This is a genomic window from Rhizobium sp. BK456 (assembly GCF_014194045.1).
GTDB lineage: Bacteria > Pseudomonadota > Alphaproteobacteria > Rhizobiales > Rhizobiaceae > Rhizobium > Rhizobium redzepovicii.
This window is the reverse complement of sequence record NZ_JACIAO010000015.1, coordinates 1-21,249: the sequence shown is the minus strand read 5'-3', so window position 1 is coordinate 21,249 and position 21,249 is coordinate 1. Positions and strand designations below refer to the sequence as shown.

18 protein-coding genes and 1 pseudogene are annotated in these 21,249 nt (G+C 58.6%); 9 read left to right on the top strand and 10 right to left on the bottom strand.

The features are described 5' to 3' along the window. Positions 1–64 precede the first annotated feature (64 nt). From FHX03_RS30770 to FHX03_RS30760, 3 genes are all read right to left on the bottom strand, one after another. Positions 65–1,492, bottom strand: a complete 1,428-nt coding sequence (locus FHX03_RS30770) for an aldehyde dehydrogenase family protein (RefSeq protein WP_183856861.1) — start codon at positions 1,490–1,492, stop codon at positions 65–67. A 147-nt stretch (positions 1,493–1,639) separates the two neighbouring features. Next, positions 1,640–2,617 (bottom strand): threonine/serine dehydratase, encoded by a 978-nt coding sequence (locus FHX03_RS30765; protein ID WP_183856859.1) that lies wholly within the window; start codon positions 2,615–2,617, stop codon positions 1,640–1,642. 3 nt (positions 2,618–2,620) lie between these two features. Further along, positions 2,621–3,610: an ornithine cyclodeaminase family protein gene (locus FHX03_RS30760; protein ID WP_183856857.1), complete on the bottom strand. Its 990-nt coding sequence runs from the start codon at positions 3,608–3,610 to the stop codon at positions 2,621–2,623. Positions 3,611–4,032: 422 nt separating this feature from the next. Here FHX03_RS30760 and FHX03_RS30755 point away from each other — a divergent pair, with 422 nt between their 5' ends. Both FHX03_RS30755 and FHX03_RS30750 read left to right on the top strand, forming a co-directional pair. Then, complete coding sequence (locus FHX03_RS30755; RefSeq protein ID WP_183856855.1) at positions 4,033–4,701, top strand: haloacid dehalogenase type II; 669 nt, start codon at positions 4,033–4,035, stop codon at positions 4,699–4,701. Between the two features lie 411 nt (positions 4,702–5,112). Beyond that, positions 5,113–5,365, top strand: a pseudogene (locus FHX03_RS30750) (Lrp/AsnC ligand binding domain-containing protein); the annotation flags it as partial. Positions 5,366–5,453: 88 nt separating this feature from the next. On the opposite strand, the gene FHX03_RS30745 reads toward FHX03_RS30750, so the two are convergent. The 6 genes from FHX03_RS30745 to FHX03_RS30720 form a co-directional block, all read right to left on the bottom strand. Then, positions 5,454–6,776 (bottom strand): NAD(P)/FAD-dependent oxidoreductase, encoded by a 1,323-nt coding sequence (locus FHX03_RS30745; protein WP_183857062.1) that lies wholly within the window; start codon positions 6,774–6,776, stop codon positions 5,454–5,456. 19 nt (positions 6,777–6,795) lie between these two features. Further along, positions 6,796–7,221, bottom strand: a complete 426-nt coding sequence (locus FHX03_RS30740; protein ID WP_088674883.1) for a RidA family protein — start codon at positions 7,219–7,221, stop codon at positions 6,796–6,798. Further along, the gene (locus FHX03_RS30735; protein ID WP_183856853.1) at positions 7,221–8,399 is read right to left on the bottom strand and encodes a DSD1 family PLP-dependent enzyme; all 1,179 of its coding nucleotides are present in this window, start codon (positions 8,397–8,399) and stop codon (positions 7,221–7,223) included. The genes FHX03_RS30740 and FHX03_RS30735 overlap by 1 nt, the downstream gene beginning before the upstream one ends. 78 nt (positions 8,400–8,477) lie before the next feature. After that, the gene (locus FHX03_RS30730) at positions 8,478–9,209 is read right to left on the bottom strand and encodes a 4-hydroxythreonine-4-phosphate dehydrogenase (protein WP_183856851.1); all 732 of its coding nucleotides are present in this window, start codon (positions 9,207–9,209) and stop codon (positions 8,478–8,480) included. Between the two features lie 11 nt (positions 9,210–9,220). Beyond that, positions 9,221–10,195, bottom strand: a complete 975-nt coding sequence (gene pdxA / locus FHX03_RS30725; protein WP_183856849.1) for a 4-hydroxythreonine-4-phosphate dehydrogenase PdxA — start codon at positions 10,193–10,195, stop codon at positions 9,221–9,223. Further along, positions 10,192–11,337, bottom strand: coding sequence for a four-carbon acid sugar kinase family protein (locus FHX03_RS30720; protein ID WP_246699312.1), 1,146 nt, complete (start codon positions 11,335–11,337; stop codon positions 10,192–10,194). Before FHX03_RS30720 ends, pdxA begins: the two co-directional genes overlap by 4 nt. Positions 11,338–11,345: 8 nt before the next feature. Here FHX03_RS30720 and FHX03_RS30715 point away from each other — a divergent pair, with 8 nt between their 5' ends. Beyond that, positions 11,346–12,380 (top strand): LysR substrate-binding domain-containing protein, encoded by a 1,035-nt coding sequence (locus FHX03_RS30715; RefSeq protein WP_246699307.1) that lies wholly within the window; start codon positions 11,346–11,348, stop codon positions 12,378–12,380. Between the two features lie 113 nt (positions 12,381–12,493). Here the strand turns inward: FHX03_RS30715 and FHX03_RS30710 are convergent, their stop codons facing one another. Then, positions 12,494–13,162 (bottom strand): FadR/GntR family transcriptional regulator, encoded by a 669-nt coding sequence (locus FHX03_RS30710; protein WP_183856843.1) that lies wholly within the window; start codon positions 13,160–13,162, stop codon positions 12,494–12,496. A 218-nt stretch (positions 13,163–13,380) separates the two neighbouring features. Between FHX03_RS30710 and FHX03_RS30705 the strand changes: the two genes are divergently transcribed. From FHX03_RS30705 to FHX03_RS30680, 6 genes are all read left to right on the top strand, one after another. After that, complete coding sequence (locus FHX03_RS30705) at positions 13,381–15,051, top strand: ABC transporter ATP-binding protein (protein WP_183856841.1); 1,671 nt, start codon at positions 13,381–13,383, stop codon at positions 15,049–15,051. A 32-nt stretch (positions 15,052–15,083) separates the two neighbouring features. Continuing rightward, the gene (locus tag FHX03_RS30700; RefSeq protein WP_183856839.1) at positions 15,084–16,754 is read left to right on the top strand and encodes a peptide ABC transporter substrate-binding protein; all 1,671 of its coding nucleotides are present in this window, start codon (positions 15,084–15,086) and stop codon (positions 16,752–16,754) included. A 66-nt stretch (positions 16,755–16,820) separates the two neighbouring features. After that, positions 16,821–17,771, top strand: coding sequence for an ABC transporter permease (locus FHX03_RS30695; RefSeq protein WP_183856837.1), 951 nt, complete (start codon positions 16,821–16,823; stop codon positions 17,769–17,771). A 32-nt stretch (positions 17,772–17,803) separates the two neighbouring features. Continuing rightward, positions 17,804–18,682 carry an ABC transporter permease gene (locus FHX03_RS30690; RefSeq protein ID WP_183856835.1) on the top strand — a complete coding sequence of 293 codons (879 nt, stop codon included), beginning with the start codon at positions 17,804–17,806 and terminating at the stop codon, positions 18,680–18,682. Between the two features lie 177 nt (positions 18,683–18,859). Beyond that, the gene (locus FHX03_RS30685) at positions 18,860–20,194 is read left to right on the top strand and encodes an NAD(P)/FAD-dependent oxidoreductase (RefSeq protein WP_183856833.1); all 1,335 of its coding nucleotides are present in this window, start codon (positions 18,860–18,862) and stop codon (positions 20,192–20,194) included. Positions 20,195–20,347: 153 nt separating this feature from the next. After that, the coding region (locus FHX03_RS30680; RefSeq protein ID WP_183856831.1) for an AMP-binding protein at positions 20,348–21,249 on the top strand (902 nt) is incomplete at its 3' end.

Sequence of the window (21,249 nt, the reverse complement as noted above, 5' to 3'; positions counted from 1 at the left end):
CGTTTGACTGTAGTCAAAGCTTCTCGCGCAGGCATCCCGACCGCGGACCTGTCACATGTCACGTTCAATCGTTCGAGAAGCCGGCTATGCCCTTGATCTCGGTAAACTCGTGCAGTCCGAACTTCCCGTATTCCCGACCGTTTCCGGATTGCTTGTAGCCGCCGAAAGGGGCGGCACTGTCCCAGGCGGCGCTGTTGAGGCGAACACTGCCGGCGCGCAGCCTGGCTGCCAGCGCTCGCGCTTCCTTTGGATCGCCCTGAATGTAAGCCGCTAGGCCGTAGGGCGTATCGTTGGCGATCGCGATCGCTTCATCCTCACGGACATAGCCGATGATCGACAGCACCGGGCCGAAGATTTCCTCCCGCGCAATCGCCATCTGGTTGGTGACGCGGGCAAACACCGTCGGGCGCACGTAGTAGCCGGAATTGAGATGCGCAGGGCGACCAGGGCCGCCGATGACAAGCTCCGCTCCTTCCGCGATGCCGCGTTCGATAAACGCCTGGATCTTGTCGAACTGGGCCGCGCTTGCGACTGGTCCGAGGTGGGTGCGAGGGTCAGATGGGGGGCCGACGACGAGCGCCTCCGCTTCACGCGCGGCGATCGAGCTTGCTTCGTCCATTCGCTCCGCTGGCACCAGCATTCGTGTTGGCGACGTACAGGTCTGGCCGGAATTGCCGAAGCACCGGCGTACGCCGGCGGCGACCGCAGCTGAGAAATCGGCGCTGCGCAGGATGATGTTCGGCGACTTGCCGCCGAGCTCCTGATGCACTCGCTTGACGGTCGGTGCCGCCACCTGCGCCACGGCAATGCCGGCGCGCGTCGACCCGGTGAAGGACACCATATCCACATCCGGGTGGCTGGCCAGCGCCGCACCAACCGTAGGCCCGTCGCCCTGAACGAGGTTGAACACCCCCTTCGGCACGCCGGCCTCATCCATGATCTCGGCGAAGAGCACGGCGTTGAAGGGGGCGATCTCCGAAGGCTTCAGGACCATGGTGCATCCCGTGGCGAGCGCCGGAGCGACCTTGCAGGCGATCTGGTTGATCGGCCAGTTCCACGGCGTGATCATCGCGACGACCCCGATCGGCTCGTGCATGATGCAGGTGGTCCCCTGCATGTAGTCGAAGGCAAAGCTCTCGAGGGCCTTGATCGTCTGTTCGAAATGGGTAGCACCGATGCCGGCCTGCTCGGCCCGGGCCATAGCGAGCGGCGCGCCCATTTCCCGCGAGATGATGTCGCCGAGCTCGTCATTGCGGCGCTTCAGGATCGTTACAATTCGTCGCAGCAGTTCGACGCGCTCTTCTTTGGATGTCTGCGAGAAGGAGGCAAAGGCTCGCTGTGCGGCCGCAACCGCCTTTTCCGTGTCGGCGGCACTGCCGAGGGCGATCGTGCCCATCGGCTCTTCGGTCGAGGGATCGATAACCTCAAGTGTTATCGAAACGGACGGCTCAACCCATTTACCGTCGATATAGAAGCTGTGGCTATGTCTCACCGGTGGCTCCCTTGAATGGCTCTGATCGATCCTCCCTGCCGAATGAAATCCCGATCCGCCCCGCGGTCGGACTGTTTCCATTTGTGAGAGAGGGTATGAGAATCGCAGACGTCGAACGGCGACGGGTGGTATACCGGCCGAAGCCGATCACGGCGCCAGATTGTAAATCTCGGCAAGGTCGCCTAGATCCCAATTGCCGCCAGACAAGACCGCACATACTTTCTCGTCTGGCTTCACGTCTATGCTGCCCGCCAACAGGGCTCCTATGCCGATGGAAGCGGCTGGTTCCGCGATCAATTTCGCATCATTGGCGAGGGCACGCACTCCGGCAATGATGTGTTCGTCTTCAACAAGAATAATCTCGTCGACATATTTTTCGATAATCGGGTACGGATTTTGACCCGGAACGCTTAACCTTAAACCATCCGCGATCGTGTTCTTTAACGGAAGCGATGTGCGCTCCCTGTTTTTCCGGCTGTAAAAATATTTCGGCGTCAAGGCAGGCTCCGCCGCGATAACACGCACCGATGGCTTTGTTTCTTTAATCGCGGTGGCGATGCCCGAGATCAGCCCTCCACCGCCCAGGGGTACGATCACCGTGTCCACATCGTCCAAATCTTCGAGGATCTCACACCCGATCGTTCCCTGACCCGCCATTACGACGGGGTCCTCGAAGCCGTGAATGACCGCATAATTGTGTCCTTCCGCGATCTCGTAGACTTTTCTCCATCTAGCAGCATTATCACCATCAAAAAGAATGACTTCGGCGCCAAGGGCTTCGGTATTAGCGATCTTGATTTTGGGTGTGGTGACCGGCAGCACCAAAATCACTTTTACGCCGAGCATCTTGGCTGCGTAAGCAAGCGCTTGGGCGTGGTTGCCCGACGAGGTCGCAATGATCCCGTTTGCGATCTCTTCTCGGGGGAGCGAGAGAGCCTTGTTCAAGGCGCCGCGGATCTTGAATGCACCAGTGATCTGCAGGGTTTCCGGCTTGAGGTAGAGCTGACAACCAGCCGCTTTCTCGATTTTGTCGGCATGCAATAGCGGCGTTCGTCTGACATGCGGCTTTAGTCGTTGCTGAGCTTCACGGATGTCCTGAATGGTGGGATAGTTGCGCAAGATCATTCCTCAAAAAAACTGGAAGAAAGTGCCGACATTATTGGCTAAGGCGTTGCGATAAATTTTGCTGGCGGTCGTGTTGTCTTGTATGGCCATCCCTGTGGAATCGAAGATCGTGATTTCATCATCACTTTCTCGTCCCGGCTTCCTTCCCAGCAATACCTCGCCAATTTCGCCGTGGATGTCGTCTTTTGCGATGATATTTTTGTTCAGAGGGTGCCAGGTCTCGCCCTTCTCCGTACATTGCGAGAGGGAGTCGACAATAATTTTCGCGTTCCTGAAAAGCTCCGGATCCAGCTCCTGTTTGCCGCGTTGGTCTGTGCCGATTGCGACAATGTGTGTGCCGGGCTTCACCCAATCCACTTCTACCAGCGACCCCGTCCCCCGTGTCGTCGTAACCAGGATGTCGGCCTGCTCAACCGCCTCCTTCTTAGAGTCCGCGATGATGACGGGAATACCCAATTCACGCTCGATGTCAGCCTTGTACTTGCAACCCGTTTCCAGGGTGCTGTCCCAAGCGTGAATCTTTTCGATCTTCAAGATCTCGTTGATCGCCCGGATTTGCATTCGTGCCTGATTTCCGGTGCCGATCGATGCGATTGTCTTGGCGTTCTTCCTTGCCAGTGCTTTGACGGAGACGGCCCCCGCCGCCCCCGTTCTGATGCCGGTGATCAAGCTTCCATCCATGATGCAAATCAATGCGCAGCTCCTGGCATCAAACAGGAGAATGGTGCCCATGCTGTTGGGCACGCCATGTTCTGTAGGGTTGTTCTTGAACCCTCCGGAGTGTGCTTTCATGGAGATGGTTTCATCGACTTTATAGTAGCCAAGCTTGAAGTCGATTTCCCCGCGGTGAGACGGGAGATCTATTCCGAGATAGGGAGGTTGCTCCACCTGTCCACTGCTGTATGCCTTGTAAGCCTCTTCGACCGAGCCGATGACGTCCGTCTTGCTGATGAGCCTTGTGACTTCGTCCTTCGTGAGCAGCAGCGTTCTCATGGTGATCCCTCTAATTCAATTCATCGCGTCCATCGGTGCATCGCGAGCTGAACTCCAATCACTATAATAGTTGGGCGGTGGGTCTATCGGCCGCATTCCGGGAGGCCTTGAGCAGATTGTTTTGTTTTCGCGGGAGGGTTTAGCAGAGAGTTTCAACGGACGCCGTTCGGGAGACTTTGCGGAGCACGCTCGATGCTCCACGAATGAAGCTTGTTACCTGAGAGACCAGTGAACTTATTGGTGTCAGTCCGATGCCTGAAGTCGATCGCGGTTCACTCTCAACCCGCAATCACAAGGGCGTATGACATGTCCCACCAGCATTTTCTGCTGATGATTCGGCATGTCCGGGTAATTCAAAAGCGCACGCTCGGCTATGATTGATCATGACTTGAGCAACTTCCCGCAAAGCAAGGACGAAGCGCATGACCACTTTCCGCCCGAAATACATCACCTTCGACTGCCATGGTACGCTGATCAACTTTCAGATGGCGGAGGCGGCACGCGATCTATACGCGGAGCGCATGACCCAGCAGAAAATGCTGCAGTTCATCGCCGACTTTTCTGCATACCGGCTCGATGAAGTTATGGCCGACTGGAAACCCTATGCGGAGGTCGTCCATAACGCATTGGCAAGGACCTGCAAACGCAACGGCATCGAGTTCAAGGACGAAGACGCGCAGATGGTTTACGAACGGGTCCCCACTTGGGGGCCGCATGCCGACGTTCCGGCGGGTCTTGCCAAGGTCGCCAAGGAAATTCCCCTGGTCATCCTGTCAAATGCGATGAACTCGCAGATCATGTCTAACGTCGAGAAGCTCGGCGCGCCGTTCCACGCCGTTTACACCGCCGAAGAGGCCGGCGCCTATAAGCCGCACTTCCGCGCCTTCGAATATATGCTCGATATGCTAGGTTGCGGTCCGGAGGACATACTGCATTGCTCTTCCTCGTTCCGTTACGATCTGATGTCAGCACATGACCTCGGGATCAAGAACAAGGTTTGGGTCAATCGCGGTCACGAGCCGGCCAATCCTTATTACGGCTATACAGAAATCTCCGGTATCTCGGATTTGCCGGGCGTTGTCGGGCTTTGACGAAACCTGAATTCGTCTGAACATCTCCCTCCTCTCCGCGTTATTTGCCGGAGCGTGGCGGGCCGAGAAGCGTCACAATACCTTCGATTACGGCGGCGCAATCACGGATGGCGGCGCCGGCGAGGTGACTGTAAAAAACGCGGATCCGAGCGACCGTCCGGAGGCGGGGAACGGGTGCGCCTTCAGCCATGAACGCCCGATGCTTTTCAGGTCGGGCGCAGCGGCCGCGATGCCACACCGACAGTCGCTTGTCGGATGAGCATGCCGCAGACTCCAACAGCTCCAGGATCTCAGTCGTGAATGATTGCAGCGATCCGGTTTCAGACGACAACGCCCGTCATCCCGGCGGGAAACAGTTAGTCCGCGACTCTTTCACCAAAGCATATTTTAGGGCCGCTGCCGCTACTCTGCCACCGGCAGACCGACTTTGCTCGCTTCCTCGCCGCCATCGAGAAAATCGACCAACTCATCGAGTGCTATGTGATCTCCGGCGGTTACGACTATCTCTTAAAATTTGTAACTACAGGCGTCGGCGAATATCAGGAAATCATCGAGCATCGAGTTGGACATCGGCATTGCCAAGTATTTCAGTTACGTCGTGCTGAAATCGCCGATACGCAAAACGCATATGCCGCTGACGAACCTATTCAGCCACAGGCTCTAAAAAAACTTCTCGCCGTTCTGCGATTGCAAAGGTACCGGACAGCGTGCTCGGAAGTTCCTGGTCCGACGTTGCGTGCCGTCCGGCACAATCAGAGACCGCCCACCTCAACTTTCGAGCCGTCAAAAAAGCGCGACAGCCGGAAAGGCCTCGGATCAACGCAGGGATTGTCATTAGCAACAAGGTCAGCGGCCAAACGACCAATGCCGGGGCCAATGCCGAAGCCATGGCCGGAGCCGCCGGCGGCCAGATAAAGGCCTTTGACGTGATCGCACGCCGATATGACAGGCACCGCGTCCGGTGTGCAGTCCACATAGGCGCCCCAACTGTCGGCAATTTCGACACCTTTAAGGGCCGGAAACTGCTCGGTGACGCCCTCGAGAATAGCCGCGATCGTACGGCGGCTCGGCGTCGGGTCGAGAACCCGGATCCGCTCGAAAGTAGAAATTGTATCAGTTTTCCAGCTCGCCAGCGCCTCCGGTCCATGGAACATGGATCTGCCGACGCCGATCTGGACCGCTTTCAGCCTTTTCAGAAACATCGGCATGAACCAGCGCGCATAGCGAATGCCTTGCGGCGTGATATCCAGTGTCGCCCTGCCGCTGATTGCAAGGGTATAACTGCCATCCAACCTGCGAGTCAGCGAGCACTCTGGCGTATAGATCGCCTCGCCGAGATTGGCTGTGGGGCGCGTCCGAATTGCTGTCTGGCGCACGCTTGCCTGCGGGAACTGCACGCCGTACTGGCGGCAGAACATGGACGCCCACGCACCGCCGGCGTTCAGAACGGCCTGCGACCGGATGATCCCTTTTTCGGTGATCACTCCCGCAACTGAACCATTGACGATATCGAGGCCTCGTGCAGCGCATTCCTGGTGGATGGTCGCGCCAAATTTGCGGGCGCCGTTCGCGATTGTCGGCGCGGCAATCGCCGGTTCGCCCTTGCCGTCATCGACCGAATGGACACCGCCGAGCCAGCGGCGGCCTTGCGCGGGAATTCTGTCATGCGCTTCATGTGCAGTCAGCATCTTGGTGTTGACGCCGAATTGCCGCGCGACATCAAGCCATTGTTCCCATTCGGACAGCTGCTGGGGGTTGTCCGTGGCGTAGAACAGCCCGCATCGGCGGAAGCCGACGTCCTCGTCGACTTTGGCGGCAAACTGGTCCCACGCCTGCATGGAAATCCCCGAGAGCGGCAATTCGCGCTCATCCCGGTTCTGCCGGCGGCACCAGCCCCAGTTTCGGCTGGACTGTTCACCGCCGACATGGCCCTTTTCGACCAAAGCAACGGTGAGCCCTCGCTCCGCGAGAAAAAATGCCGCCGAGGCACCGACAATGCCGCCGCCGATGACGACGACGTCCGCCTTGGCGGGTAGCTCTTGATCGCTCTGTATGCGTTTGAGGAGTGGTGACATCGAGGCTGACCTGAACTGACTAGTTGGAGCTGTTTTCTGCTTGCCGGGCAGGGGTATCAGGCGGGAGCACGGCGATCGCGTCGACTTCGACGAGATAGCCGTAGTGGAGCTCGGCCACTGGAACCACGGTACGCGCAGGGCGCGCCTCTCCCAACCGTGCTGCATAGACCTGGTTGAAGCCGGGCCAATTGATGACCCCGACGATATAGGCCGTCACCCTGACGAGATCGCTCGGAGTGCCGCCTGCCGCTTCCAATACGGCCAGCATGTTGTCGATGGCCTGTCCGGCCTGCGCAGCGAAACCGTCGTCGGGAAGCTGCGCTCCATCAGGTCGGATCGGGAGCTGCCCTGATATATAGAGTTGCTGACCGGCTAGCTTCGCCTGGACATAATGACCTGCAGGGCTGGGCGCACGATCCGTAGTTACGTTTCTCAAGTGTGACATCACCAACCTCCGAAACGTGGCCAGCGGGCCTCAACGGCGCGCGACTGACCTTGGACAAGATGATAGGCTTGGTGCTGTGCCGCCGTGGCGCAGGCATGGTTCGGCAAGATCCGCACGCGGTCTCCGACCCTTAGATCGGGCAGGCGAGCGTCCGACCCGGGCCGCACGGCGATGATGCCATGCTCCTGGTTGGCATCGGCAACGATGATATCAGGATAGGGATCGCCGTCGATGTCACAAACGAGGCCATATCCCTGGTCAACGGCCTGTTTGCTCGTGCCGCGATCCCGCGACAGCGACATCCATCCCGCATCGGTTATGATCCAGCCCTTTTCCCGCTGGTGACCGATCACCGTCGCAAGAACGCTGAGGGCTATGTCGTCGACCTGGCAGACTCCGATCCCTGCCATCACGAGATCGAAGAACACAAATACCCCTGCACGGACCTCCGTCACACCTGTGAGATCCTGCGCGAAATGGGCCGTCGGCGTCGAACCGACGCTGACGACGGGGCAGGGGAGCCCGGCACCGCGCAGAAGTTGCGCCGCTTTCACAACGGCCGCTCGCTCGGCTTCCGCATAGCGCTGCTGTGCCTCGGCGCCCCCGCCCTTGTAGCTGTCGCCGGCATGGGTGAGAACGCCACGCAACTCCGCACCTGCAGCCAGCGCCTGCCCGATCTCCAGCAACTGGGCCTGATTGGCGGGTACAACACCCGAGCGGTGGCCGTCGCAATCGATCTCGATCATGGCTGGGATCTGCATTCCAGAGTTTCTGGATGCCTCGGCAACCGCCAGCGCCTGCTCGACGGTATCTAGTATGACGACGAGATCGACGCCCTTGGCGCGCAGTTCGACGACGCGCGGGAGCTTTGCTGGCGCGATGCCGACCGCATAGATCATGTCGCGAAGGCCATCGGCCGCGAATTGCTCAGCTTCCTTCAGGGTGGAGATGGTGGCCGGCCCCTCAGGGGCGATCATGACCCGCCGTGCCACGTCAATCGACTTTGCCGTCTTCAGATGCGGTCGCAGCGACACGCCCAGACCATCGAGCCGGTTCCGAAGCCGCGTGATATTTCGATCCATCCGGTGCGCATCCAGGACAAGGCAGGGCGTCTCTAACGCCTCGAGAGTAGTCGCGGCCGCCAAGCGAGCGGAGGGATCGAACGTCGCTAGATCCATGTATCTGGTCTCCAAATTCGAAATTCACCTTGTCGCCAATTCGTAAAGATTACAATTAATGGTCGGTGAAGGTTCGATTTAGTTAGATGTTAACGCTGACCTCGCGGCTGCATCGCCAGAATCGGCCTGAATCCGCTTGAGCACGTCGATTTCCATCTCGATCTCCAGCCGCAGATTAGAACTGCCGGAAAATGCGCCGTTGAAAGCAGCGGTTCCGATGGTAAACCCTGCCGCGCCAGATTGCACCACGGCCGCCATCCTTTGAGGGCTGTCGATCGAGCCGGCAACCACCACGGGCTTGTCTATTGCCTCACACACACGCGTTATCAGCGCCTCGACATCGCCGTCGAAGCGATAAGCGAGCAGATCGAGACCGCTGACCCCCTCGATCGCCGTCAACTGCCGGGCACTGTCGACGATCGTTTCGATCGTCCCCTCGAGCTTGCTCGGATGGCCGACGATCTTACCGGGGAACGGATAGTACCGGATGTTCTTCCCGGCGATGACTGGCAGAACGACATTCGGCCGGGTTCCACCCATCAGGATGTCGACGCCAAGGTCTACCGAGGCTTGCGCAGATCGCCGCTCGCTCTCCTCGTCAAGGCTTACGACCTCAAGATAGAGGGTCGCACCCGCCGCTTTGATTGCTGATGCGAGGACCAAAAGTTCATCGAACGGCAACCCAATATCCTTGAACCCCACATGCGTGATGCCGGCGGCAAGCACATCTTTGAGGCGCTCGGCCGCGTCTGCAACGGTGCGATCCTGATTGGTGAGCATGAAAATGAAGATGGGGGAAGTCTGAGGCATCGAAAGCGCTCCTAGATTGCGTTGAGAAGCAGCGCCTGATCGAAGGCGTAGCGAAGAGAGGAATGATCGGCCTTACCCTGGCCGGCGATGTCGAATGCCGTACCGTGATCGACGCTTGTACGGATGAAAGGCAAACCGACGGTGACGTTGACGCCGTTGTCGATACCGAGATACTTGACCGGGATGAGGCCCTGATCGTGATATTGCGCCACGACGATATCGAACTCGCCCCTGCGAGCGCGCATGAAAATCGTGTCTCCGGGCCAGGGGCCGGACGCGTTTATTCCGACCTCCCGAGCCCGGCTGATTGCCGGCGCGATGATGTCGAGATCTTCGCGTCCGAACATACCGTTTTCACCGGCATGGGGATTAAGGCCGGCCACCGCAACGCGCGGCGATGCAATCCCATAAGCCTTGGCTGCCCGGTGCGCCATTTCGATCGTTCGGAAAACCAAATCCTCTGTCACGAGGTCGATGGCATCGCGCAGTGATACGTGGATCGTGACCAGAATGACGCGCAGCTCGTCGTTCGCGAGCATCATCGCGAACTTGTCGGTCCCCGTCCGCTCAGCAAGGATTTCCGTATGGCCGGGATAATTGAGCCCGCCCTGCTTCATGGCTTCCTTGTTGATCGGCGCGGTGACGATTGCTCCGATGTTTCCTGCCAGCGCTTCGTCGATCGCCCGTGCGACGTAGTCGTAGCTGGCACGCCCGGCACGGGCGTCCACCTGACCGACGGGCAAATCGTCCGGCAGATGCGAGACGTTGAGAACGGCGATGAGTCCGTTGTCTGGCAGAGCGTCATCGACTGACGCGATGGGCTGCACCTGCAGGGGAAGATTAAGGGCGCGGACCGCGCGCTCCATTACCTTGGCGTCACCGATCACCACCGCTTGTCCCGGCAGCCCATCCGCGAAAAGACGGGCGATAATTTCCGGGCCGATCCCGCAGGGATCGCCCATCGTTATTCCAATAGGCTTTTTCATTTCTTATCTCCAAGCCAGAGGCCTCGAAGCAACTCGGCAGATTTCAGCAGGATACGCGGCGAACCGAAGCCGCCCGCCTTTGTGATAATGTGAACGGGATGAGGCCCCGTGGTGCGGCCGACCGGAATTCCAGACTCGACCTCGCCCAGGAGTTCGAGTGAACTGATCTCAAGCTCGCTCAAAACGGATTCGGCAGTGTCACCGCCCGTCAGGAAAAGCCCGGTAACGGGATGACTTCCCATAACTGCCCGCACAGCCTGGCCAAGAGCGGTTGCGATGGCCCGAGGATTGGCGGACGCACTCCCTTCGGAGGTGGTTAGAATAATGTCTCCGTCCGATCCAAATCGGCAGCACTCCGCAGCGGCCCGTTCGGCGGCGAGAGCAGGGGAGCTGGACGCCACCTCCGAGTCGATAATGATCTGTCGGACGTTGCCGGTGCTTATCAGTCTTGAGCATTGCTCGCGGCTCTGCGGATTCACGCTGCCGACTACAAAGAGATTGACAGACGTCGCGACCGTGGCCGGTGCGATTTCACCAGCCCGACCCACATAATCCGCCAGAGCGATCGCCAGGCCCGGAGATCCACACCAAAGGACAGACTTCGGATCGGCCGCCGAGTTCACCAGCAGGGCCAGGTCTTCTTGCACGACCGCATCGGCGATCAGCAGCTTCCTGCCATCTGCGACAAGTTCGCCGGACTTCAACGCTCGAACGTCCGCAAGCTCGAGATAACGCACTTCGGTCTCCGGGATTTCCCGAAACAGCGCCCGAATTTGGGAGCCCACTATGGGATGTAGCGGGTCCTTGGCAAATTCGGTTTTTTCCAACGGCAGGCCATGAAGGAGCTGTCGCCCTGCTTCAGTGGTTCGTCCACCGGCGGGGAAAGCCGGAGCGACGATTGCGACAGCCCGATTGGACGCCGTGAGCGCGGCTGTTATCTCAGCTCCAACGTGGCCGCGAATGGTGGAATCAATAGTATTGTAAAGGATATCTGCGGATGCGAGGCTTCTTGCCGCCTGCGTCGCCCGATCCACAGCGTCCTCAACGGATGCAGCACGACTTGCCTTGTTGACTGAGACGATCGCGACATTTTCAGGCGAGAATTGCCGGTAGTCGGTGAAGACAAGGCATCTGTGACCCATGTTCACGAATGGCCCAGCGCCATCCGTCGCACTCGTCAAATCATCGGCTAAGATTCCTACCTTCAAAATCGCATCCTGTCGGCTTTCCATGTGACGACGAGGATAGTAGCGCTATTGCCTTTCCAGAAAAAACGATCAATTCTAACCGAAATTCGTCACTTTATCTCACGGACATGGCCGCACGAGTCCCTTCTTTATCCGCGCTCAGAGCCTTCGAGGCCGCCGCACGTCATTTGAATTTCGGGCGTGCCGGCGATGAATTGTTTGTCACGCACAGCGCCGTCAGCAAGCAAATCCGCTTGCTTGAGGAAGACCTGGGAGTGACCCTTTTTGAGCGAAGAAACAGGGCCGTCTTCCTCACCGACGCGGGCCGGCGCCTGCTTGGCACGATGGGCGAGGTGTTCCGCCAGATCAGCGATTGCTGCGACAAGATTAAGCGAGGGGGTTCGGCACCGCTGGTGGTCTCATGTGAACCGACTTTTACGCAACGCTGGCTGATCCCGCGCCTTCCGCAACTCAATGCACTTCATCCTGATATCGAAGTTCACGTATTGGCCGCTGGCGGTCCTGTGAGCTTCGACAGAAGCCACATCGATCTGGCAATAAGGAGGAGCGATTTTAGCTGGTCGCCGGAACTTTTTGTGGAAACGGTAGTCGAAGAACGTGTCGGGCCGGTATGTGCGCCGCGCCTGCTGACAGGCGGCGGAGATGACATCCTCTCGTTGCCTCGAATTCATTCGAAAACGCGTCGAGATGCATGGCCGAGGTATCTGGCGGACAACCGGATCGGAGATCCCAATCCACCCGGTGACCACGTGTTCGAACATTTCTACCTGAGCATCGAGGCTGCAATCGCCGGATTGGGCGCCGCGATCGGCCCAGAGCCCTTGGTAGCTGACGCTATTGAAAGCGGGCAGCTCGTGGCACCGCTGGGGTTCTCCGACAACGGCTACAGTTACGTTCTGTTGAGCCGCCTTGCTTTTGAAGGGGATAGCAGAAAACGCGATTTTCTTGCCTGGCTTCAGGCTCAGTTTGGCCGGTAAAGCAAGCACTTTGACGGGCGCTCTGAGGCAGATCTGCCCATCGTGAAATTATCGGCTAGACCGACGACTGAGGAAAAAGGCGCCAATCGATACCAATTGCTTGGAAAGTGTTCTCAGATGCTGGGGCCGAGGATATTGGTTCTGGCTTCAATGATGTGATCGTACATGTCTCGCTCAGCCTCTCTGCTATCGCGATCCTTGATTGCGTCGAGGATTGCCTGATGGCTGACGCTATAAGCCTTCATGCGGTCGGGGGTGAGCGACTGTTCTTTCATTTTCCCCCACAGATTTCCGGCGCGCACAGCGTGAATGCCTTCATAAAGCGACGCAAGAAGACCATTACGCGCGGCTTGGACGATAATCCGATGGAAAACGGCGTCCCATTTCTCGAATTCACCAAACGACTCCGAGGCGCTGCCTTTGGCGATGGATTTCTGCATTTCTTCGACTTCCTGCCTGGTCGCTCGTAACGCTGCCAAGGCGGCTATCTTGGGCTCTATGATCAACCGAGCTTCAAAAACTTCCGCCGGATAGGTGCGCAACGTGTTTCCTTCATTGCTGGACGGTGGGCGAAGGGCGCTGGAGCTTACGCCGCTGCCAGCGATAAAAGTCCCTCTTCCAACATGCCTGATAAGGCGGCCCTCTTTCTCTAACGAACCGAGCATCCTCCTCAGGGCAGTACGCGGCAGCCCCAGTTTTAGCGCCAAGTCACGCTCAGGAGGCAGCCGATCCCCCGGCTCCAAACCTTCCGCTTCAATAAAATCCTTTAGCACCACGCTCATGTGTCCTCCGATAAAAATTTCGCGAAACCAATTTGATCTATATTGACACCAATAGCAAGACCAATCTTATATTAGTCGCAGAACCAACGCCGATTGGTAGCGAATGGCGCTGAAGTCCAGAGACAAGCTGTGCAACGCTCGAAAGGTTATGAGCAGCACGCACAAGCAGCGACAAAAAACATCAATCAAGAAGCTGCTTAGACAAGGGAGATATAGCGATGGCCATAACGACTGAGGCTGTTACAACAGACGACACAGCGCTTTCGGTGCGCGCACTGACCGTCGACCTGCCGAAAGGCATGGAACGGGCTCATGCCGTCGAAAATGTCTCGTTTGAGCTCAAGCGCGGTCAGATCCTGTGCATTATCGGCGAATCCGGGTCGGGCAAATCGGTAACGGCAAACACGATCATGGGACTCTTGCCCAAGATCATTCCAGTCTCCTCGGGCGCGATCACACTCGACGGAACGAGCCTTGTCGGCGCGCCGGCGAAAAAATTGCGGCAGCTGCGGGGCCGCGTCGTCTCGATGATCTTTCAGGATCCGCTTTCGGCGCTGAACCCGCTGATGACGGTCGGCGAACAGGTCACCGAGATGATGGCCGCCCACGGAGTGGGCACGAAAGCCTCGCGGCGTGACCGCGCCCTCGAATTGCTGACGGAAGTGGGCCTGCCCGACCCCGGACTCATGTACCACCAGTATCCATTCAGGCTCTCTGGTGGTCAGCGGCAGCGCGTCATGATCGCCATGGCACTGGCCCTTGAGCCGACCGTGCTGATCGCAGACGAACCCACGACAGCCCTCGATGTAACCACGCAGGCGCAGATCCTGAAGCTCATCCGTGACATTCAGCGCCGCAAGGATATGAGCGTCATGTTCATCACCCACGACTTCGGCGTCGTCGCAGAAATTGCCGACAGCGTGGTGGTTATGGAGAAAGGGCGGATTGTCGAGCAGGGCACCGCCGACCAGGTTCTCAAATCACCCAGCCACCCCTACACCCAGCGTCTGATCGCAGCGGTTCCGCGCCTCACGGGCGAGGACAGAAAGCTCACGGAGCAGACGAGCGACGAGACAATCCTGACCGTGAATGGCTTGTGCAAGACTTATCGCAGCGGCAGCGCACTGTTCGGCAGCCAGCGTGTGGTGCCTGCGGTGCACGACGCCTCATTCACCTTGGCTGCTGGCCGCACCCTTGGCATTGTCGGCGAAAGTGGTTCCGGAAAGTCGTCGTTGGGGCGACTCCTGATCAAGCTCCAAGACAGCGACAGTGGTCAGATCCTGTTTGAGGGCAAGGACATCGTCAAGCTCTCTGAATCGGAGTTCCGGCCGCTGCGTCCTCGGATTCAGATGATCTTTCAGGATCCCTTTGCCTCGCTCAATCCGCGCTCCACTATCGGTCAGATATTGACCGTTGGGCCCGTAGCACACGGTATGCCCTACGCGCAGGCGCGCGACGAGGCGCGGGCGTTGCTATCCCACGTCGGTCTCGATGCGGGCGCGTTCGGCCGCTACCCGCACGAATTCTCTGGTGGTCAGCGCCAGCGCATCGGCATCGCGCGGGCCTTGATGTTCAAGCCGAAGCTGCTGATTGCCGACGAAGCAGTCTCCGCGCTCGACGTGTCAATCCAGGCCCAGATCCTCAAGCTGCTTGACCAAATCCAGCGCGAGACCGGCGTGTCAATGGTCTTCATCACTCATGATCTTCGTGTCGCCAGCCAGATCTGCGACGAAATTGCTGTGATGCAGAAGGGCCGGGTCGTCGAGCGCGGCCCGCCGTCTCAGATTTTCCTGAAACCGCAATCCGACTACACGCGTGAACTTGTGGCCGCAATCCCGGGGGAACGAAGCAGAGACAATTGCGAAGGTGTAATCGGCTCACGGCAGTAGGTTCCTAATGAGCAAAAAGAGAGGGAATGAAAATGACAAAAGAGTCTACGACCAAAACGAATATTTCTCGGCGCAACGCACTGCGCTTGATGGCAGCCGGCGGCATTGCATGCTTTGCTGCTCCCAACCTGATCGGCAAGCCTGACATTGCCTGGGCGGAGGACAAGAAACCTGCGGGTCGCGTCGTGGTCGGGCTTTCGCAGGAACCGACTGTGTTCAACCCGCTCATGGCACATATCGAAACGGACGATGCGGTCCACTTCTCGCTCTTCGACGCCCTCTTTCGCATGGATCCGCAAGGCGTGCTTCAGCCCAATCTTGCGCTAGAAGTGCCCACGCAGAAGAACGGCGGCATCTCGGCAGATGGCCTGAACTGGCGCGTTCGCTTGCGTGACGACGTTCGCTGGCATGACGGTAAGCCGTTTACGGCAGAGGACGTGAAGTTCACCCTTGAACTGATCACCAATCCGAAATTCCGAGCCTGGCGCACAGGCGGCCATTCGCTGGTGCGCGACCTCACGGTGGTTTCGCCAACTGAAATCACCTGGCGAATGGAGCAGGTCTTCGCTCCTTACCTGTCGTTTCTCACCGAAACCTTCATCGTGCCAAAGCACCTTCTCGAGAATGAGGCCGATCCGAACGCAGCAGCCTTCAACCAGGCACCCGTCGGCACCGGCGCCTTCAAGTGGAGCCAACGTGTGGCCGGCGACCATCTCGAGCTGATAGCGAACCCGGATTATTTTTGGGACGGTCCCTATGTCGAACAGGTTGTATTCAAATACATCCCCGACCAGACGGTGCTCTACACCCAATTCAAGAGCGGCGACATCGATCTCACAGACCAGGCGTACATCACGCCCGACCACTACGACGAAGCCAGCAAATTGCCGGGCCGTGTGGTGAGCCTGGTGCCCGGTGCCTCCGTCGAGTCGTTTTATCTCAATCTCGAGCGGCCGCAGTTCAAGGAACTTGCGGTGCGTCAGGCACTCTATGCTGCAATGGACAGAGCGGCGATCATCGACGCGCTCTATTTCGGCGTGGTGACAACGACCGAAACCTTCATGCCGAAGGAGTCATACTACTTCAATCCGAACCTGCCGGCGCAGGAATTCAATCTCGACGCCGCACGCAAACTCCTCGACGATGCCGGCTGGGTACCGGGGTCGGATGGTATCCGCGAGAAGAATGGAGTGAAGCTGGCATTTAACAATTCGACGACATCTGGCAACAATCTCCGTGAGCAGGTGCAGCAGTTCCTGCAGCAGACATTTGCAGACATTGGCGTCCAGATGACGATCTCGAATTTGCCGGCCGCCGTGATGTTCGGCGAATTCTGGCTGAAGTCACAGTTCGACACGGCGATCTCGGGCGTTACGCATCTGATTGCCGCAGACCCCGACGCCACCAACCGCCTCGCGACCAGTGCGATTGCCGCTAAGGGTGGAAAGGGCTCGAACGTCGGCCAGTATTCCAATCCGGAAGTGGATGCGCTGCTCAAGAAGGGTGCCCAGACCTTCGATCCGGATGCACGGCGTGAAATCTACTACCGTATCCAGGAAATCGTGCGTCAGGACCTTCCCTTCCTCCCGCTGTTTGCCGCCACCTATGTGGTCGGCACGAAGGAAGGCCTTGAAGGCTGGGAACCGAATACGAACACGCGCACGGCATCATGGCATGCTGCCGCCTGGCATTGGAAGAGCTGAGTACCTACCGTCGCCACCGCGCGTCGCGGCGGCGACCTCTATTGGCGCTATCAAAAGGAGAGCTCCATGCGTAGCTTCCTACTTAACCGGTTCGCTCAGAGCCTCGTCCTGCTCCTGATCGTTTCCGTCATCGGCTTCGTGGTGCTCAACCTGATTCCCGGCGGCCCACTGGCGCAGTTTGGGCTGGATGCCAGCATGACGCAGGATGACTTGAACCGACTGGCCGAACAGATGGGGCTAAACCGTCCGCTGTGGATGCAGTATCTGGATTGGGCCTGGCGCCTTTTGAAAGGAGACTGGGGCCATTCGTTCCGCGACGGGGCGCCAGTTCTCGAGGTGATTGGGCGGCACCTCATGGCAACGCTGCTGCTTATGGGATCGTCCACGGTCATCGCGATCGCCATTGGAACGTGGATCGGCGTTCGTGGCGCCATGAAGCGCTATTCGATTTTCGACTACATGGCGACGGTCGGTGCGATGGTGGCGCTTTCGATCCCGACTTTCTGGTTCGGCCTGATCGGCATTTACGTATTTTCGCTCAAACTTGGCTGGCTGCCGGCCGGCAACATGTACACTATCGGCGAGGAGTCCGTTCTGAACTATCTCCACCATCTTATTCTGCCCAGCGTGGTGCTCGCGCTGGTGCATGTGGCCATCTGGAGCCGCTACATGCGAACGGCTACTCTCGACGTTATCAACCAGGAGTTCATCAAGACAGCCCGCGCCAAAGGGCTAAGTGAGCGCCGCATCCTGATGAAACATGTCATCGGCAACGCTCTGCTGCCGATGATCACGCTCCTCGGGATGCAGCTTCCAAGTGTCCTGACGGGTGCTTTGGTCACCGAGACGGTGTTTACATGGCCGGGCATGGGGCGACTGTTCCTCGACAGCCTCGGCTACAGTGATTACCCAGTGGTGATGGGGTTGCTCATGTTCTCGGCGATCCTCGTCGTGGTAAGCAACCTGACCGCCGACGTCGTTGTCGCCATCATAGATCCCCGTATCCGTCTGAGTTAAGCGCCATGAACGTTCATCAGGAGTCGGTCATCATGACTGCCATTGCTGCAAATTTTCCCCGGGAGCGCTGGTGGAACAGCCGAACCGCGCACCGTTTCATGAAACACCATCTGGCCCTCATCGGCATGGTGATGATCGCTCTCCTGACGCTGGCATGCGTCCTCGGACCCCACTTGTTGCCGTACGACTCGCTCTATATCGATCTGCGCGCCCGCTTCGCTCCGCCGCTGACCGGGCAACATTATCTGGGCACCGACCCGCTGGGACGCGACCTGGCCGCGCGATTGTTCATGGCGGGCCGTATCTCGCTCCTGGTCGGTTTCTCGGCAATGCTGTTGTCGACGCTGATCGGAACCCTTGTCGGCGTGGTGGCGGGATACAGGGGTGGTCTGGTCGGCACGGTGCTGATGCGTGCCGTGGATGGCTTCCTTTCGTTCCCGTCCATCTTCCTCGTGCTTGCTCTTGCCGCCGCACTGAAGCCGAGCCCGATCATGATCACCGTCGTTATCGCTGCCACGAGCTGGATGGAAGTTGCGCGCATCGTCGAGACCGAGGTCCGCTCCCTGCGCGAGCGGGAATTCGTGCTGGCAGGCCGTATGCTCGGACTGAGCGCCACGCACATCATGTTCCGCGAGATCCTTCCCAATGCCATCGGTCCGATCATTGTTGCGGCCACCCTGACCGTCGCCCGAGCAATCCTGATGGAGGCCTATATCAGCTTCCTCGGCTATGGAATTCAGCCGCCGCTGCCGAGCTGGGGCAATATGCTGAACGGCGCGCAGCAATATCTGGGCACCGCGCCCTGGCTGGCGATCATTCCCGGCGCTGCCATTACGATTGCTGTCACCAGCTTCAACTTTATCGGTGACGGTCTACGCGATGCGCTCGATGTTCGTGGTGATCACGGCTGAGAGAAACGCCATTTCGTGCGGCGCGACACGAGAATGGGGCGCGCGTGAAGTCAACAAGAGCAGTGAGGATCATCCGAACGATAAGGGCCGGAAACGCCTCGCTCACGCCCACCAGTAATTGAACGATTTGCGCTTCCTGTCGAAGGGGCTGGAGCGCGATGCAGAGGAATAGAGACAATGCCGGTCCAGGTTCAGAAAGTAAGTGATAGCGCCTCTTTTCCATCCCAGGTGGACGTCATCGTCGTCGGGGCGGGGATCGTCGGCACCTGCACAGCGTTTGAACTGGCCCGCAAAGGGGTCTCCGTTGCTCTACTCGAAAAGGGGATCGTCGGTGGCGAGCAGTCGAGCCGTAACTGGGGGTGGGTCCGTCAGCAAAATCGCGACCTCCATGAACTTCCCTTGGCAATGTACAGTCTTCGGCGCTGGGAGGAGCTAAGCACCGAAATAGGCCGTGATCTCGGCTTTCGTCGCAGCGGGATCCTTTACTGCACCAAAGAAGAGGCGGATGTTGCCCGTTGGGAAAAGTGGGGAAAGGCTGCCCGTCTCCGGGGGTTTCATAGCAAGATACTCGGCGCGTCCGAGGCCAACGAGCGCGCTTCGGGCGGCACGTCGTCCTGGGTAGGCGGCGTTTGGTCACCTAGCGACGGGAGAGCTGAGCCGAGTCTTGCTGTGCCTGCCATCGCCGAAGCAGCGAAAGAAAATGGCGTATCGCTCCACCAGAACTGCGCCGTCCGGGGCCTCGACATTGCTAGCGGCAGGGTAACAGGCGTTTGGACAGAGCGGGGACTGGTGAAAGCCAGCACGGTCGTCTGCGCTGGCGGAGCATGGGCTTCCCGATTTTCTCATCGATATGGCATCGATCTTCCAGTCGCAAACATCGCCGGGACGGCTATCAAGACCACTCCCGCGCCGGAAATCATTCAGGCAGGATGCCTTTCCGCCTCAAACTTCGTCTTGCGGCGTCGGATAGACGGATCATACACGATAGCCGTACCAGGGCGTGGAACGCTCGATATTACGCCCCGAGGGATGCGATATGCGTTCAAATTCTACCAGATGTACCGCAGCAAAATCGGCAAGAAGCTGAAATACCGTCTGAACAGCAGCTTCTGGAACGGGCCCGATGCTTTCAGCAGCTGGGAGAACGATGAAATCTCGCCGTTCGAAAAAAACCGCATCCTGGATCCTGCGCCCGATGGAGATCTCGTGAAGCTCGCATTGAAGAACCTTGAACGCGAGTACCCGGCGCTCAAAGGAATAGGGGTCGAGCGCGCGTGGGGAGGGTTAATCGATACTTCGCCGGATCTCGTGCCAGTCATTTCAAGAGTGGAACAACTGCCTGGTTACGTGATTGCAGCGGGGTTCAGCGGACACGGTTTTGCCATCGGTCCAGGTGCCGGCCGGTTGGTCAGCGAGATTGTGATGAACGAGACGCCCATCACCGACATCTCACCCTACAGGCTGAGCCGGTTCAGCGATGGCTCGGCTATCAGGCGACCGGAAATGATGTAGCAGTCGACGTTTTCTCCAATCCAAGGTGCTGCCGTCAGTGTGCCCATGAACCGGTCTCAAGCCGACGAATGGGTCGGGATATAAACAGAACCGGCTCCAAGATTCTCGTCGAGCGGGATCAGCTTCTGGGAGCCAATAATAGGGAGCTTAACAGTGGTCCTCGAGCGCTACAACGTGCCGCGACTCGTCCGGGAGCGAGCATTCATAGGCCGGGAAAAGTACCTGAAATGGTACGAGGAAAGCGTCGAGAACCCGGACAAGTTCTGGGGCAAGCACGGCAAGCGGATCGACTGGTTCAAGCCCTATACCAAGGTCAAGAATACGTCCTTTACCGGCAGGGTCTCGATCAAGTGGTTCGAGGACGGGCAAACCAACGTTTCCTACAACTGTATCGACCGCCATCTGAAGACGAACGGCGACCAGGTGGCGATCATCTGGGAAGGCGACAATCCCTATATCGACAAGAAGATCACCTATAACGAGCTCTACGAACATGTCTGCCGGATGGCGAACGTGTTGAAGAAGCATGGCGTCAAGAAGGGCGATCGCGTTACCATCTATATGCCGATGATCCCGGAAGCGGCTTACGCGATGCTCGCCTGCGCCCGCATCGGCGCGGTGCATTCGGTGGTCTTCGGCGGCTTTTCGCCCGAGGCGCTCGCCGGGCGTATCGTCGATTGTGAATCCACCTTCGTCATCACCTGCGACGAAGGTCTGCGCGGCGGCAAGCCGGTGCCGCTGAAGGACAATACCGATACGGCGATCCATATCGCCGCCCGCCAGCATGTGCATGTCAGCAAGGTGCTGGTGGTGCGCCGCACCGGCGGCAAGACCGGCTGGGCGCCGGGCCGCGATCTCTGGCATCACCAGGAAATCGCCACGGTGAAGCCGGAATGCCCGCCGGTGAAGATGAAGGCGGAAGACCCGCTCTTCATTCTTTATACGTCAGGCTCGACCGGCAAACCGAAGGGCGTGCTGCACACGACCGGCGGTTATCTCGTCTATGCGGCGATGACGCATGAATATGTCTTCGACTATCATGACGGCGACGTCTA